The organism is Bacillus sp. C1 (assembly GCF_054570475.1).
Map to the genome: position 1 here is coordinate 275,516 of NZ_JBTMZT010000002.1, position 16,891 is coordinate 292,406.

The following is a 16,891-nucleotide window of genomic DNA, read 5'->3' on the forward strand; positions in this document are numbered from 1 at the left end:
CACATCGCTATCTTGAACGTAAGGAATAGGTAAGGAAAAAGAGATTTTCATTGTGTATGAAAAACAAATCAGTTAACAAGAATGTTTCAAGGGAATGAAGTAATTTCTGGGGTTAACATACATGTGAAAAAGAGGGATTTACCGTTTGTTAGGACAGAAGGATGTTTGTAAAAATAATCATTATGAAGATGATTACAAATTCCATGTTGACCTGTTGTCATTGGTAGAGATGATAGCTGTATGGTTAGCATGAAACAGCAAGCAACCGCCTATACAATATGAATAGAGGAGAGGAATGCCTTATGAAAACACGTAGTCAAATTATATGTGCAAGTCTTGCCCTTTTAATAGCTGGAAGTCCCCTTTTATACACAACACCAACCTCAATTGTAAAAGCAGAGCCTACTGAAAATGCATCTAGTTCGTCACACACAAGTACCCACCGAGATCGTCATGCCGTCAAGAAAGCGATGCAGGATACATTGAAACTTGGATACCCGGGGATACTTGCTAAAACTTCTGAGGGTGGAAAAACGTGGAGGTATGCCACTGGGGTAGCGGATCTGAGCAACAAGCAACCGATGAAAACAGATTATCGCTTTCGCATTGCTAGTGTGACGAAGACGTTCACCGCAACGGTTGTACTTCAATTAGCTGGAGAGAACCGCCTGAATCTAGACGACTCCATCGAAAAATGGTTGCCTGGTGTCGTTCAAGGAAACGGATATGATGGTAACCAGATTACGATCCGGCAGATATTGAACCATACAAGTGGTATCGCTGAATACTCAAGGTCAAAAGAAGCTGATTTTTTTACGAATATAAAAAAATCGTTTACCGCTGAAGAACTAGTGAAGATTGGACTTTCGCTGCCCCCAGATTTTGTCCCAGGAAAGGGTTGGTCCTACTCAAACACAGGATACGTATTATTGGGTATCCTTATTGAAAAAGTAACTGGAAACAGCTATGCGGAAGAGATTGAAACTCGGATTGTTGAACCACTTGAATTATCGAATACATTCCTACCGGGCAATTCAAGCGTTATTCCAGGCACCAAACATGCCCGTGGATATTTCAAACCAGACGGAGCTAGTGAGCTAAAAGACGTTACTTATTATAATCCAAGTATAGGTAGCTCGGCTGGAGATATGATTTCTACTGCTGACGACTTAAACAAATTCTTCTCTTACTTACTCAGTGGCAAATTACTGAAGGAACAGCAACTAAAACAAATGCTTACTACAGTTCCTACAGGAAGTGCTGAAATCGTCGGATATGGTCTTGGAATCTATGAAACTAAGCTTCCGAACGGTGTCTCGATATGGGGACACGGAGGTGGCATTCCAGGGTTTGCTACTTTTGTTGGAGGCACACTTGGAGGTAAGCATACGTTAGCCGCCAATTTGAACAGCTTAGAAAAAGCTAACAGTTCTAACCCTTTTCAAAATATTTTACTTGCCGAATTTAGCAAGTAGGCAAAAAGGAAAACTGAATACGTTTTGTTATAGCTTTTATAGTTAAATATATATCTTTCTAGTTCAAGAACCCCCAACTTACTCTAAAAAATGATTTTGGGGGTTTTGGGAATTTTGGTAGCAATCCAATGCTATTAAGATAATAAAACAAAATAGCCCCTAAAATGAAAAAATACGCTATTCTTTCTGTAGAATCATAGGAAAGGATGGCGTGTTTGTATGTCTATTTCTGTATCTGATGAATGACAACTATTTGCTCAAGAAGTTCAAAGTTTCTTCTCTCCAAATATCTTATGAGATCTTGCTAGAGATGTTGGTTGTATGCAACAAACCAGTAAGTACCTAGCAAAAGATTTAGTCGCTGTATGTGTGTGGATAAGTCAAAATAGCGCTACGACTTCTTGTTTGCATAAATAAAGAAAAGACACCTTAAGGTGCCTTTTCTTCGTTTGTTCTCGCGTATTGAGATGACTGTTATTACTTTTGGGGACAGGATTCAAACAGATATTTACTACACTTAAAGTGTAACATTAACGGAATATACAGTAAATTGAGAATGTTTATGCGGAATATTTTTAAAGTTTAGTATAGATATTTTCCACTATGCTTATGATGAAAAGTGGCATAAAGGTATAATAGGAATTCTGCTTTTTTATTTTTAATATTTGTAGTGTATGATGCGAAAAACAGAAGTTTATGTATTCCAATAAGATAATGATAAAGTAAAAGTGCAACAAGATATTGCTTAGCTTTTGAGTTGAGTGCTGCTAGTTATAGCAGCGTTTTTTTTACATGCTAATTCGTTTAGTGAACGTATTAATTGAAAGAACTACATATTGAGAGTTAGAACTTGAGCAGCAAGAAGAAATAAAAAAGGAACTTTTACAGAAATTAAGGCACGATATGAATACACCTTTAACGGCGATGAGATTACAACTATTTTATTTAGAAGATCAATATAGTAATCAAGAATGATATGCAAAATGATAATGACAAGAAAAAGATGGTTCCAGTACACAATACCGGAACCATCTTTTTCTTGTTAATTTTTATTAAACTGTCTATTTTATAGGGGGCAGTTCAAGAATAGGTAAGCGTCCTATGTCTTTAATAAATCAACCTGTATCCCCATGGGCTAAATTTTGTATACTATTAATAGCTGTTTGAGTGTTAACTGAAGTATGTGTGCCTATCGTTACAATTGTAATCAATATCATTCCTAATAATATCTTTTTCATTTTAATGCCTCCTTTTTAAAGATTTCTTTTTTAGCTTCATAACTTAAGTAGAAATATTTACTTCCTTGTTCAAAGTGCCCTTTGCTATGAAATTGGGCTGCTAGTGCTTCTGTGTACTCTTGAATATATTCCCATAATCTTTCGTTTCTAAAGTAGTCCATTCCTGCTAGTACTGCTTTTTCTAATTCTTCAGCAGTAACTTTTTTGTTTATTTCTTTTAGAATTGTAAAATGATATTGATATTCTTGATTCCCTAATTCATTGCAGATAGTTAAACCTTTTTCAATGAGTTGACATGCAATTTCTTCTTCACCTAGCTTGACATGTTCCTTTGCTTTAACAAAAATCGCTTTATAATGATGAGGTTTCTTTTCAACAACTTCTAAAAGGTATCGAATTGCCAAATTAGAAAGGTTTTGACTTGCATACATTAAGCCTAAATTATGGCGAACAAGTAAGATTGCTTTCTCATTTTTTTGTTTTTGGAATGTATTCATTGCAGTAACAAAGTATTCTTCAGCTAGTTCAAATTCTCTTAAATGCGTACAAGCTAGTCCTAATAAGTTATCACAATAAGCTGTTTTTAATTCATAGCTTTTATATTTAGAAAATATGTCCCTAGCTTTTGTACCCTGTTTAATGGCTAAAAGTGCTTGATAAATATGATAATGATATGTTGCTAAGTTATAATGAAATTCTGCTTTTTCAAGTTCATCAGGAATGTGTTTAAGTAAAATTTCTGCTTTATCATAATGTTCTTTAGCAAGGCTATAATTACCGATTGCGTTAGAATGAATAGCTTTATAAAAATGGTAGTAGTAAGATAAAAAGTTATCTGTAGGAATATTAAAAGATTCAATTTTATCAAAGCTATTTTTTGAAATACTTAAATTATCCACTAAATGTTTATAACCGAAATCTAAAAGATGATAGTAGAGTAATAATTTTGGATCTGCTTCGTTAGTGTGAATAATAGAATTAATTTCTTCTTTTAAACAATGGGCATTATCTATATTACGTGAACGTATTTCTTGGTACCATTCGTTAAGTAGTTTTGAAATTTGTTCATTCCCCTTTATTAGAACATCCATGAAACCCCCTCCTTTTTTAGAATATTCTCACAAATAATGATAGCAAGAATAAAATATAATGGAAATCCAATTTACATATTTCTCAACATTTGTTTAGCAATTTAATTTTCAAGTATGTAACTAATTATATTCATTATTCTTGTTGTTGAATTCGTATATTCGTAATATTGGAATGATTTGAAATAGTATAATTTTCTTGTGAGATATTAGAGGAAGAAAGGATGTTGTGGTTCAAATAAAAGTAGCACCTGAACGGCTAGAACAGCCAGCAAAGCTAGTTCTTGATGTTAAAAATAGGGTAGAACAAATACATAAAGTTTTATCCCGCATTAACGGGCTGCCCGTAAAAGCCCGATTGGTGAGGGCTGATAATCAGTAGGGGATGAAGAAAACCCCCACTGATTAAAGTTTCACTTTATCATATACGGTTTACTAGATAGTGAATCCTTATATATATTTTCCTTTTTTAGCTGAAAGTACGACTTAAAAGTACATAGGATTATTGTTTGTTAATTCCGTTGTATTTGTAACATAAAGCGTTTTATGTTTTGGATTGGACCCAAATTTATAGTGAATATCAATTAAAATGCAAATTTGCATACAAAATAATGTTGACTATTTCTTAAAGGTGTAACTATAATGGTTACATCATTGTGATCACATGATAGATGTAAGGATATGAATAGAAGTTGAAAATATAGGTGTATGTAAGAAGATAGTTCAAAAAGTAAGTAGAGAATATAACTATATTTTGATAGAAAGTATAAAAAATATATTGAGAGGTGCCTGTTTTGAAAATTTTTAAAGGAATTCTAGTATCTTCAATTGCGCTTACAACATTTACTGGAATCGGTAGTATGTTTCCTAGTGAAGGTTCTAATGTTGCCTATGCTGCTAGTAATAAACAAATGAAATCTAATGTACATAAGCAAATTGCTAAACAATTGATTGTAAAATTCAAAAATGAAGCGAACTTGCCATCTAAGGATGGGATTGAAAAAGTCATCAAAGAAGAAAAGCGTGATGCTGAATTGATGGGGATTTTTGATAAGTATCCAAATCTAACTTTAAATCGACTCTTTCAATCTTTAAAACCTACGGAAATAAAAAATCTAGGTGAAGAAATAAAAGAATCGGATCATATTTCTTCTAATTTACTAAATTATTATAGTGTAGAAGCTTCGGGTAATATTGATCTCCAAACATTACTTGTACAGTTTGAGAAATCTTCCCTTGTTGAGAGTGCATATCTACAAGAAAAAGAAGCGCCACCAGAAACGAAGTTACCAGCTTTATCTGTTAATCCATATGATGAACCTAGACTTGCAAGACAAGGATACCTTGAAGCAGCACCACTAGGAATTAATGCGTCTTATGCTTGGAGTATTAAAGGTGGAGATGGAAAAGGGACAACGTTTACAGATATGGAGTATGGATGGTTACTCAATCATGAAGATTTAGTGAATCAAAAGATTGAACTTATATCGGGACAAAATAAGAGCGAACATCATGATCATGGTACTTCTGTTTTAGGAATTGTTTCTGCAGAAGACAATAATAAAGGTGGGATTGGAATCGCTCCTAAAGCGAAGGTAAAGGTTGTATCTCAAATTAGAGACAATGGTAGTTATAATACAGCTGATGCGATTTTAAGTGCGGTTCAACATTTACAAGCAGGTGATGTCTTATTATTAGAAGCGCAAGCAACTTATGATGGATATGGAGATAAATATTTACCTGTAGAAGTAAAACCAGATATTTTTGATGCGATTCGCATGGGAGTCAATAAAGGAATCATTATTATTGAAGCCGGTGCAAACGGAGGAAATGATTTAGATCAATTTAGAGATCGTAATGGTAAACAAGTTTTGAATCGGAATAGTCCCGACTTTAAAGATTCAGGTGCGATTATAGTTGGTGCAGCTTCTGCAAGAGTTCCTCATAAACGTTCATCTTTCTCTAACTATGGTAGTAGAGTTGATGTATACGGATGGGGGAATGCGGTTGATACAACAGATGCTAAGCCGAATCAATTTATGACAAATCTATACACATCTAGTTTCGCTGGAACGTCTAGTGCGTCACCTATCATTGCTGGTGCTGCGGCATCCATTCAAGGTATCGCAAAAGCGAACCTTGGGAAAGTATATACACCAAGTCAGTTAAGAAGTATTTTAAGTAATTCTAAGACGGGCACAAAGTCTAATGATCCAACAGCTGATAAAATTGGTGTGTTACCGGATTTAAAAGCGATTCTATCTAACCTTGGATTTTCACCAAACTTAAGTAATAATTCCGCGATTGTATTCCCAGAAGAGCAAGAAAGAAATAAAGGAAATGAAGGAAATGAAGGATCTACTATAATCTTCCCAGAGGAGAATGCAAATAATAAGGAAAAAAGAGATTCAGGTTTTATTTTCCCAGAAGAGAATTCGAATAATAAGGAAAAAGGGAATTCGGGCATCGTCTTTCCAGAAGAGAATGCAAATGATAAGGAAAAAAGAGGTTCAGACTTCGTTTTCCCGGAAGAGAATGCAAATAATAAGGAAAAAGGAGATTCAAGCTTCGTCTTTCCAGAATAATAGTGAAATATCATCTAATTATTAGAAAGTAATTTGATAGAAGCAGTTTTGTATTGGTTTAAACAAGCTCTTATGTGAAATAGCATAAGAGCTTGTTTGTGTGCTTCATCTTTTAGGATCAACCGTACCCTGAGTCGTGAATGCTTACTGCTGTTTAATAGGCAGAGCATGATAGCTAAAAGCTAAATCTAGCAAGGCACTCGCTTCTTGACGCAGTAATAGGTCCCTCGGACGGAAGCTAAAGGATCCGTCGGTGTTGATGGAAGTATCAGGATCTACGATTCCTTGTGAGGCAAGTTTTTGAATAGATTGGACTGCCCAGTCATCTGCAGCATCAAGCAATGTAACGTTATTGGCTTTGTCAGGTTGAATCGCCTTCAAGTCGTGAAGCTGCTTTAAGTTATGAATCATGGTTGCTGCGACCTGTCGGGTAATCGGAGTATCACGTTCATATACTGGTATTCCTGCCATCATTTTCTCCTTAGCCTCCTTGGAGTCGTCTGGAAAAGCGTTCCATCCATATGCAAGTAACAAGGTATCAGCAAATTCTCCTTGTGTCATGGTACCCATCGGGTCGAATAGATTGTCGACCTTAGCATTCATAATGTTTAAAGTATGAAGATTATCGATATGGCTTCTATAGTTACTATTTTGCGGGACGTCATCAAAAGATGGTTTGTTATTAATTCTCTGGGCATCTGCTACAAAATCAAGGCTTTTAGACGAGTTGTAGTGAAAATATGCGATTTCTCCAGCCGAATTCTTTTTGAAAGCAACTTTATTGCCTTCCGAATCTTCAAATAACAACGGATGAATCATTTTAAGAACTTGTTTTCCACTTGTCCCACTTTCCATGACTAAATTCCCATTTTCATAGGTAAAGTGGGTGCGAATTGCAGCGAAACGCGTATGTTGGAATAAGCCCAAGTATTTATGAGCTTCTTTTTCTTCTAACGGGAGATAACTTGTTTTTACTTCATTCTTCTTAGCAGGGAAATAGTGATCCATGAAAGCTTCATACAATTCTATACTCATCGTTGAATCATTATTGTAAGACATGAAGAATGCTGTTTTCTGTTCAGGTACTAAAATTATCATTGATTGATGTCCAGGCATGCTTCCCCCTTTTATTACAACATGTTGACCGTTAGCAAAGTCATTGAAAGGCGTTTCAAATCCAATTGTTGCAACAGGAATTGTCTTATCATCAAAAACTTGATAGGCATGCATCATATCCGTGCTTTTTTTACTTACAATTTCTTTATCTTTAAACTTTCCTTTCTGTAGCTGCATAATCATGTATTTTGACATGTCTTCCCCGGTAGATAAAATGCCTCCTTGTGGTGCATCCATTAGACCGTTCCCACTTGTTGGAATAGGATCGCCGTTGGGACCGTAATGTGTAGCCATTCTCTTGAGAAGATCAGGCGTAAAGCTCATACTTGTAGATTTCATATCTAATGGTTTAAAAACATTCTTTTCCATATATTGCGAGAAAGGTGTGTTAGTAACATTCTCCACTGCAAACCCTGCGAGCGCAAATGAGACGTTGTCATACGTATAAGCTTCACCGGGCGGACGTACCACCGTTGGCATATGTTTAGAGAAAAATTCCTTCATCGGTATACTATGATTAATGTATTCAGGTCCAGTTAGCGTGGTGAGGTCGGGAAGATCTACCCCACTGGTATAAGTGAGCATATCAAACAAGGTAAGAGGTTTTCCTGTTTTATTGGGTATTTTTAATCCACCGAGATACTGTTGTACATCTTGATCTAGTTTAAGCTTTCCTTTATCGACTTGCTGCATGACAGCCAAGGCGGTAAAAGTTTTCGAGACTGAAGCGATTTGAAAGACCGTGTCCTTAGTGACGGGGATTTTCTTTTCTTTATCAGCATACCCATATCCTTTATTGACGACGACCTTTCCATCGTGAACGACGACAAAATTAGAACCGTTTACATTGTATTTCTTCATTTTTTCCTCAAATAACGGATCAGCAAAAGATTCTACTTCCCTTTTATTATTGGGTACTTTTGTCATTTGGGTATCACCCGTGGATGCCGATGATTTTCCAACCTCTAATGATTGTTGGGAACACGCAGAAATCATACTTGAAGAAGAAAGAAGAATTGCAACGAGACCCAGTTTGTTGATTGCTTTTTTCATTTTTGTACACTCCTTTATTTGATTGAAATTTTTTTGTTGGCACAGCGAGTTATTAGCTCGTTAGTGTATGAACAGAGTGTAGCAAGCGGCAAGTCATAGTAGATAGTGATCATCTGTCATATTTATGTATAACGCGAAAAATAAAGGGGGTTACGGCTGTATTGATAGTCATGTCATATAAATCATGACATTTTGACACTACTGTATGTGACAGAAAAATACTTAGAATCAAAGAGCAGCTTTTAACGTATTAGCGATGAATGAGGAGGAGAGATTGTAATGACGAAAGCATCAGCTCAAAAAAATTTGCAAGATTTCTATTTTTTATTGTTTACCTTTGCATCAGGATTGTTTTACTTTTGTTTCTATCTGGTCAGCATTACAGTTGCATTAGTAATGACGGTTATCTTCGTTGGTATTCCCTTATTGGCGAGGGTGTTGCAAACGACTCACTCGTTTGTCCAGTATGAACGTATTCAGACGAAGATTTATACGGATATATCAATAGAGCCAATCCTGCCAAGGAAAAACAAAAGAGAGGATAAATGGATGAAGGCGAGAGAAACAATTCTTAAGAGTAACAATTGGAGGGCCATTTTTTGGCTCATGCAGAAATTTTTTGTTGGGGTAATTAGCCTTTTATGTGCTGTTATATTGTACATAGCTCCGCTTGTATTTATCTTAACACTATTACTTTTTCAATTTTTTGATATATACTTATTGGGAATTGCTGTGAATTCATGGGAGAAGGCTATTTTTGTCATGATTTCTGGGGGGATTCTAATCTGGATACGCATTCATATTGGAAACAGCTTAATTCATATATTTGGAATGTACACACATTCCATGTTTAAAGCTATTAAGGAGTGATAATTTGTTTGGGACTTTAAAACAATGGTTCTGGTATGATTGGGTATTACTTTGTATACGTTTTATCATATGGCTATCATTAATATTAACGACTATTCAATGCCAAGAACATTTAACTGTACCACTTTGGAGCATTATTCTTTGGGAAGTTGCCTCATTTTCAATACCTTGGATATGTTTAATGTTTAGTTATCGTTATTACTTGTTTGCTGAGATGATTTTGTTTGGCGGAGTGAGTTTCTACTTAACTTTATTATTTCCGTCAGCGTATCTCGCCTTTTTAATGCCAACTTTCATGATTGCAGCAAATAGTGCTGATAAATCGTACCGTTGGTCAGGTTTTATCACAATTATTTTGTTCCCGTTACTTATCTCAATCTATACTAGTGGAATAGATTTATGGGTAATCGTCTTACAAATTGGTTTGGCTTATGCTATAGGATTTTCCTTTCATTTATTCGTTGTCAATTATCGACAAAATGAAGTTATTCGAAACCAGAAGCATGTATTGGAACAGTACTTATCTCAGATTGAACGGATTACTTTGTTGGAGGAGCGTGACAGACTTTCAAAGGACTTACACGATACTATGGGGCATGCCTATACCTCAATTATAATGGGGATGGAAACATTACGTACGGAATTAAAAACGAAGGATGGGGAGCAAAAGCTTGATTCATTACTGCAATTGGCCCGTAATAGTATGGAAGAAGTGAGAACGTATTTACATCAAATAGATTCACCACAAGAATCGCTTCCCTTAACTTTAACATTACAACAATTAACAGAGGAATTTAAGAAACATGCAAAAGTAAATGTACGTACCCAAATAATAGGGGAAGAGTATATGGTCTCCAAGCAATCAAAAATGACGCTGTACCGAAGTTTGCAGGAATCGCTAACGAATGCGGTGCGCCATGGAAACGCTACTGATATTATTGTATCACTACATTTTGAGCCACAACAAACGAGATTGGATGTGCAGGATAATGGTTGTGGGGTGGAAGAGTGGACGGATGGCTTTGGGTTAACTACGATGAAAGAACGTGTTAGACAGTTACAAGGAAGAGTCACTGTATACTCCAAAATAGGAGAAGGGACGCTGATTTCATGTGTGTTACCTAGACTGATTCCATTGGCCGACGAACAAATCCGCTTGTGTATCGTTGATGATCACTCGTTTATTCGAGAAAGTCTTCATACAATCTTGGATGGTCAGGGAGATTTACAGATAGTCGGGATAGCTGAAGATGGAGAGCAGGCTGTCAAAGTGTGCGAAAGCTTAAAACCAGATCTAGTATTAATGGATTTGGAAATGCCCAATCTGGATGGGATTCGTGCGACTAAAATTATTAAGGAAAGATGTCCTGAAATTCGTGTCTTAATCCTGTCAACGTTTCAGGATATAGAAAGGGCGAAGGAGGTTGTAAGAAGTGGTGCTGATGGTTATTTGCTGAAGTCCATAGAGTCTCGTGAGCTAGCTGAATCTATTCGTCTCGTCTATCGGGGAGGCACAATGATTAACCAAGATTTGTTCCATAGAATGTGGGAAAGAAATGAAGAGGTAGGTTCAGACGAACCTAAGACAGATGAAAATGAGTATGGGTTAACAAAACGCGAACTAGAGGTACTAATTCTATTGTCACAAGGAATTCGTTATAAAACAATAGCTTCGAAGCTTTATTTATCAAGCGGCACAGTAAGAAACTACGCATCCAATCTCTATGAAAAGTTGGGAGTTAAAAACCGAGAAGAAGCCGTGCAAAAAGCAAAAGATATAGGGTTACTTATGTAAATGTGAAAATAAAAAGTTAGGATACTTGAATGACTCTAGATGTAAAGGACTACATTCTTTCATTTTAATTTGTGTCATCTCATATTTTATAAGTTAAGCGAATTTGTAGAAATTGCTACGATATGAATAAGAATGGGGGGGAGTAAACAATGAAAGCGATTGTCATAGAACACTATGGAAACGTGGAGGAACTAAAGGGAAAAGAAGTTGTTATTCCAACTCCTCAAGAGGATGAAGTATTAATAGAAGTACATGCAACATCTATAAATCCAGTTGATTGGAAAACGAGGAAAGGAGACTTACAAAGGAAGCTTCTTTTTTCATTTCCTATTATTTTAGGATTAGACGCTGCAGGTATTGTAGTGAAAGTAGGGGCAAATGTAACAAAATATAAGTCTGGTGATAAAGTGTATACAAAACTAGCGAATGTAGGGAAGGGTTCTTATGCAGAATATGTGACTGCTAAAGAAGAACACATCGCAAAGATGCCCGGAAACCTTAGCTTTACTCAGGCGGCCGCTGTTCCTCTTGCTGGATTAACAGCTTGGCAAAGCTTAGTGGATTATGGAAAAGTTCAAAAGGGAGACCGCGTGCTTATTCATGCAGGAGCCGGTGGTGTGGGAAGTTTTGCGATTCAGATCGCGAAAGCATTTGGGGCACATGTAACAACAACTGCTAGCCTTGCCAATCATGCGTTCCTAGAAGAGCTCGGAGCGGATATTCTCATTGATTATAGAAAAGAGGATTTTGGACGGGCACTTGCAGGAGATTATGACATGATTTTAGATACGATAGGCGGGGCAGTTCAGGAGAAAAGTTATTCTTTATTAAAATCAGGTGGGAAATTAATTTCTATTGTTCATGCTCCGAAAGAAGGGGAGCTTGTCCGTCATGATATATCAGCGGTGTTTATGTGGTTAAAGCCGAGCGGCAGTCAACTTCTCAAATTGAGTAAGTGGATTGAAGAGGGAAAAATAACACCAATAGTGAGTCATGTTTTCGACTTTAGTCAGGATAGCATAAGAAAAGCACACCTCTTAAGTGAAAACGGTCATACGAGAGGGAAAATCGTGATTTGTATGAAGTGGTAGGGAGCACTTAAGGCTGTGATAGAAACATAACTTATAATGAAAAAGGAGAAACGGGAAATAAAGGGAGTCGTATTCACGACCCATTATAAAAAGGGGTCGTGAATACGACTCCCTTAATATTTTACTTAATTTGTTTTCATAAAAGGTTCTATTTGTTTTGCAAGATCAGGATCAGAAAAAATAAAGAATTCCGTAATTTCACAAATACTTAGCATTAATTCGCTTAAAAGTATAAGTTGTGGTCCCTGGTTACAGAAACAAGTTGTTTTTTGTACAAATCCGATTGGAGTTGGATCAAACGGCCCAAGAACAAGAACCGAATCTCTTACTACATCTTTTATATTACCAAAAACCCTAGAACCATCTCTTTCAAAAAGAAAAATGTCATCACCTATACGGTTTTTTAATATTTTTGCGATTCCTTCAACACATTGAGATCCACGATTTGAAGAATTATCATTACAATCGTTATGCCCCATCAAAAACCATCTCCCCTATAAAAGTAATATTAATAGAATCTATAATATAAAATATGCAAGAGTCCTCGTTCTCGCTTGTATGCTTGTCCATTGTGTTCTCGTATTGAATTGACATTCCGCACAAAAATCAAAAAATAGTAACGCTATAGCGAAGCTACGCCCAACTTTGGACTAAGTTTCATATTATGAAAGTCAGCGAAGCATTTCGTTAACCTGGCACAATATGACTCCCATATCTGTCTATTAAACAGACATCACCTGTATTGTATTTCACGAAACAATTCATCACAACTGGCAATCGAGAATTATATGCAAGATTATAATTAGGATCGTTATCAATGGACAATAAAAAAATAGCTCCAGTACAATACTGGAACCATCTTTTAAGCGCCTAATTTTTAAAGGTCTTTTTATAGGGTACAATTCAGTTATTACATCACTTTTTTCATATTTTGTGGAACTGGCTTTGTTTGAGCAGCAAATTCTTCTTGACGTAGTTCTTTAAAGAGTGAGGTTACCATTAAAACGACGACAAGAGAGAATGGTAATGCTGCGATAATAGCTGCAATTTGCAATGCATGTAATCCGCCAGCTTGTAAGAGAATGGCTGCTATTGCTGCTATTGTTAAGCCCCAAATTAGTTTTAAACTATTTTTGGGAGATAAGTTACCATTACTTGTTTGCATGGCAACAACAAATGTTGCTGAATCGGCAGAAGTAACGAAGAATGTTGCGACTAAAATTAATCCAATAATCGTTAAGAACGTTGAGAATGGTAAATGTGAAATAACGGCGAATAATCCAATTTCTGTGCCGCTTTTCGCAATTTCATCAGCAATTCCAAGTGATTGGAACATTTCCATATGGATGGCTGTCCCGCCAAATACTGCGAACCAAAATGTACAAATGAGCGTTGGCAGTAATACAACACCGAAAATAAATTCACGAATTGTACGACCGCGAGATACACGGGCTATGAAGGTACCTACGAATGGAGACCAGGAAATCCACCATCCCCAATAGAAGATGGTCCAATTCTCAATCCATGAAGAAGATTCTTTACTAAAGGCACCTAAGTTTAAGCCCATGCTTGGTAAAGATTGAATATAAGAGCCTAATGAAGAGGTAAAGTATTTCATGATAAAGACAGTTGGTCCGAAAATTAAAAAGGAAACGAGTAAAATCCCAGCAAGTGAGAAATTTAAGTTACTCAAGTATTTAATCCCACGATCCAAGCCTGTTTGAGCACTTGTTAAATATAATACAGTAAAAATGGCGATGAGCACGAGCTGTGTACCGATTGTATTATGAATAGAAGGAAATAAATAATTCAATCCACCAGCAATTTGCTGTGCGCCGATTCCTACGGATGGTACAATGCCAAACACAGTTGCTAGAACAGCTAAAATGTCTACTGTTTTTCCGATAGGAGAATTTTTCGATCGATTAAATAAAGGAGTAACTGTGGCACCAAGTGTACCACCTTTGCCTTTTCGGAATGTAAAGTAAGCGATGGTTAAGGCGACCATTGCATAAAGTGACCAAGGAAATAATCCCCAGTGGAAGAAAGAATACTGCATAGCGAGTTTGGCACTTTGCTCTGTTCCAGGTTCTCCAGTTAGTGGCGCGCCAAAATGTGAAATGGGTTCAGCGATGCCATAAAAGAGAAGACCAATCCCCATTCCTGCACCGAATAACATCGCAAGCCAAGAAAGATAACTGTATTTTGGTTTTTCATCGTCCTTACCGAGACGAATAGATCCATACTTTGAAAATGCTAAATAAGCCGCTAAAACAATCATAGTAGTCATAAGTAGAGAGTAAAACCAGCCAAATTTGTTGAGGATAAAAGAGTTTAGAGACGAGGTAACATTTTGTAAATCATAGCCTTGTATCCAACTTGCTGGTATTACACCCCATATAATAAATAAGGATGTAAGCAAGAGGGAGATATAAAATACATAGTTTTCTTTTTTTATCATGGAATCCCACCTTTTATTTCACTTAATTAATAATTCTATTAAACATAACATTTTTTAGTATTAATTGTCAAAAAATTCGTTTTTTAAGCGGTTGCATATAAGGGGAAATCAGTACGTTTATTTCAATTTCTCCATCGTTCTCTCTTGTGGCTTGTTTTTTGCGGATCGAGTGTAGGAACCTCTTAAACGCAGTGGGCATAAGCTGATAATATATTTTGCTTTGAAAGGATGTCTTGTCCATGGTTCCTTATGTACAAGAAATTCATCAATTCCCCTATCCCGATTATAGGTTTATGTCCCGCGGGGTATTATTACTTCTCTTATTTTGAAGGGTGGTGGCCCTGGAGCAATGGTGTTCTTGAATCGGATAAAAGCCCCCCCCCTTTACCTGCACAGCAACAGCTTACCTTCGTGCTTGTGCATGGTTCTTGGGCTGACGCTCATTTCTGGGACGGCGTAGCGGCGGTGCTGCGCCGTCGAGGGCATGCTGTATATATGCCGGAATACGCAGGTCACGGAAAAGATCCGAACAAAAATGTGACGCATGCGATGGTCACGAAGTCCGTCGGTGATGGCGATCACTTTACGGACACGCGTACAAGGCCGGCCGGGATGACGTGCTGTAAGAGCAAGAGTGATCAGCGATTCGCCAATATTTGGAGATTATTCGAAAAGGAAAGAAGAGGCACCTTGCAAAGATCATCTTTTGCAGGGTACCTCTTTAAGTATTAGCATTATCTAATTAACTAAAATACTCCATATAGAATTAACGAAAGTAGTAGGAACAACTAGGCAGTGATTATAAGCAAGATTAAGTTAACGTGGGCGTTAGTTCAACAAGAAAAAGTAGTTAAGATCTTCAACAATTGGTCGTTTTTTAGCAAGAAAAGCGTCCTTCTTTATATATTGGGCCAGATTGTTGAGTAGCTCATTTTTAAAATAAATTGATATTTATTTTGAAATGTATAGAAGAGATTGTGAATAAATGTACTTAAACTAAAGGGGCAGGATAGTTAAATACATCCCATCCTTTTTCGCTGCTCTGGTCTACAACTGGGATAGGTACTTATCTATGTTAAGCAAAATGAATATCTATTGTTGAAACCATATTAACTAGGGAGGAATTTCCATGGGATACTTTGTTACTGTAGAGTCAGGTGTGAATTTATATGTAGAAGATATTAACCCTGGGGGAAATAAGACCATCGTATTTTTACATGGCTGGCCGTTAAGCCATAAACAGTTTGAATATCAGTTTAATGTTCTTCCTGCTATGGGCTATCGCTGTATTGGTATAGACTGGAGGGGCTTTGGCAATTCGGATAAACCAATGAGTGGTTATACGTTTAACAGACTTGCAGATGATATCCGCACGGTAGTTGATACACTTCAAATAAATAATTTTACTCTTGTGGGCCACTCAACCGGTGGGGCTATCGCAATTCGATATACGTCTCGTCACAATGGTTTCGGGGTATCAAAGCTGGTTCTTGTTGATGCGGCCGCTCCAACTGGATTTACCGCAGAAACTGCTAATAACTTTCTTAAAGAAACCTTAAATGACCGGCCTAAAATGATGCAGGACGTAACAGATGGATTTTTCTTTCAGTATATAACGAAACCATTTTCGGACTGGTTTTTGCAAATGGGGTTACAAGCAGCAAGTTGGTCGACAGCTGCTATTATAATTACATTAAGAGATGAGAAGTTACACATAGATCTTCCAAAAATTAATGTCCCTACTTTAATTATTCACGGTATTCATGACAAGGTTATCCCATTTGCACAAGCTCAGGAACTAAATGAAAAAATAAGAAATTCACAGCTTGTTCCATTTCAATATAGCGGTCATGGCTCTTTCTGGGAAGAACGTGACAAGTTTAACCAGCTACTGACACAATTTATTTAGTTGAAATTTCGACCTAAATTCAAGTGAACGGAGAACGATAGCAAAATAATCGAGTATGCTTTAAAGATGGTGAAATATGTAATGTTCTTTCATTTATTTGTTTTTTTTAATTTAGGTCTTAATAAAAAGGTTTTTCAAAATGGATTTATTTGTTTTGGCAACATATAAGAGTGTAAGAAGGACGTTTAATCCAACTTTATTTCAAAGTTA

The 16,891-nt window shown here is 36.5% G+C and carries 12 protein-coding genes and 2 pseudogenes; 9 read left to right on the forward strand and 5 right to left on the reverse strand.

The annotated features are described in order from the left end of the window. The first annotated feature begins 302 nt into the window (after positions 1-302). From ACX5JI_RS07945 to ACX5JI_RS07955, 3 genes and pseudogenes are all read left to right on the forward strand, one after another. Complete coding sequence (locus ACX5JI_RS07945) at positions 303-1,475, forward strand: serine hydrolase domain-containing protein (RefSeq protein ID WP_459500550.1); 1,173 nt, start codon at positions 303-305, stop codon at positions 1,473-1,475. Positions 1,476-1,694: 219 nt separating this feature from the next. Then, a pseudogene (locus ACX5JI_RS07950) lies at positions 1,695-1,877 on the forward strand (IS4 family transposase); the annotation flags it as partial. Between the two features lie 393 nt (positions 1,878-2,270). Next, positions 2,271-2,444 (forward strand): annotated as a pseudogene (locus ACX5JI_RS07955) (two-component sensor histidine kinase); the annotation flags it as partial. A 146-nt stretch (positions 2,445-2,590) separates the two neighbouring features. Here the strand turns inward: ACX5JI_RS07955 and ACX5JI_RS07960 are convergent. Both ACX5JI_RS07960 and ACX5JI_RS07965 read right to left on the reverse strand, forming a co-directional pair. Next, positions 2,591-2,713 carry a hypothetical protein gene (locus ACX5JI_RS07960; protein WP_459500551.1) on the reverse strand — a complete coding sequence of 41 codons (123 nt, stop codon included), beginning with the start codon at positions 2,711-2,713 and terminating at the stop codon, positions 2,591-2,593. Next, positions 2,710-3,804, reverse strand: coding sequence for a response regulator aspartate phosphatase (locus tag ACX5JI_RS07965; RefSeq protein WP_459500552.1), 1,095 nt, complete (start codon positions 3,802-3,804; stop codon positions 2,710-2,712). The genes ACX5JI_RS07960 and ACX5JI_RS07965 overlap by 4 nt, the downstream gene beginning before the upstream one ends. Before the next feature lie 791 nt (positions 3,805-4,595). On the opposite strand from ACX5JI_RS07965, the gene ACX5JI_RS07970 reads away from it, so the two are divergent. After that, positions 4,596-6,386 carry a S8 family peptidase gene (locus ACX5JI_RS07970; protein WP_459500553.1) on the forward strand — a complete coding sequence of 597 codons (1,791 nt, stop codon included), beginning with the start codon at positions 4,596-4,598 and terminating at the stop codon, positions 6,384-6,386. A 144-nt stretch (positions 6,387-6,530) separates the two neighbouring features. Here ACX5JI_RS07970 and ACX5JI_RS07975 read toward each other — a convergent pair whose 3' ends face one another. Then, on the reverse strand, positions 6,531-8,555 hold the full coding sequence (locus ACX5JI_RS07975) for a serine hydrolase domain-containing protein (RefSeq protein ID WP_459500554.1): 2,025 nt from the start codon (positions 8,553-8,555) through the stop codon (positions 6,531-6,533). Between the two features lie 279 nt (positions 8,556-8,834). Between ACX5JI_RS07975 and ACX5JI_RS07980 the strand changes: the two genes are divergently transcribed. The 3 genes from ACX5JI_RS07980 (at position 8,835) to ACX5JI_RS07990 (ending at position 12,311) form a co-directional block, all read left to right on the forward strand. Beyond that, entirely contained in the window at positions 8,835-9,425 is a 591-nt protein-coding gene (locus ACX5JI_RS07980) for a sensor domain-containing protein (protein ID WP_459500555.1), read from the forward strand. 4 nt (positions 9,426-9,429) lie between these two features. Further along, positions 9,430-11,220 (forward strand): response regulator, encoded by a 1,791-nt coding sequence (locus tag ACX5JI_RS07985; RefSeq protein WP_459500556.1) that lies wholly within the window; start codon positions 9,430-9,432, stop codon positions 11,218-11,220. Between the two features lie 149 nt (positions 11,221-11,369). After that, positions 11,370-12,311, forward strand: a complete 942-nt coding sequence (locus ACX5JI_RS07990; RefSeq protein ID WP_459500557.1) for an NADP-dependent oxidoreductase — start codon at positions 11,370-11,372, stop codon at positions 12,309-12,311. A 125-nt stretch (positions 12,312-12,436) separates the two neighbouring features. Here ACX5JI_RS07990 and ACX5JI_RS07995 read toward each other — a convergent pair whose 3' ends face one another. Next, a complete protein-coding gene (locus ACX5JI_RS07995) occupies positions 12,437-12,793 on the reverse strand; it encodes a hypothetical protein (RefSeq protein ID WP_459500558.1) in 357 nt (118 codons plus the stop codon). A gap of 428 nt (positions 12,794-13,221) precedes the next feature. After that, complete coding sequence (opuD, locus tag ACX5JI_RS08000) at positions 13,222-14,772, reverse strand: glycine betaine transporter OpuD (RefSeq protein WP_459500559.1); 1,551 nt, start codon at positions 14,770-14,772, stop codon at positions 13,222-13,224. A gap of 249 nt (positions 14,773-15,021) precedes the next feature. Between opuD and ACX5JI_RS08005 the strand changes: the two genes are divergently transcribed. Then, positions 15,022-15,504, forward strand: a complete 483-nt coding sequence (locus ACX5JI_RS08005) for an alpha/beta fold hydrolase (RefSeq protein ID WP_459500560.1) — start codon at positions 15,022-15,024, stop codon at positions 15,502-15,504. A 397-nt stretch (positions 15,505-15,901) separates the two neighbouring features. Continuing rightward, positions 15,902-16,681 carry an alpha/beta fold hydrolase gene (locus tag ACX5JI_RS08010; RefSeq protein ID WP_459500561.1) on the forward strand — a complete coding sequence of 260 codons (780 nt, stop codon included), beginning with the start codon at positions 15,902-15,904 and terminating at the stop codon, positions 16,679-16,681. Positions 16,682-16,891: the final 210 nt, after the last annotated feature.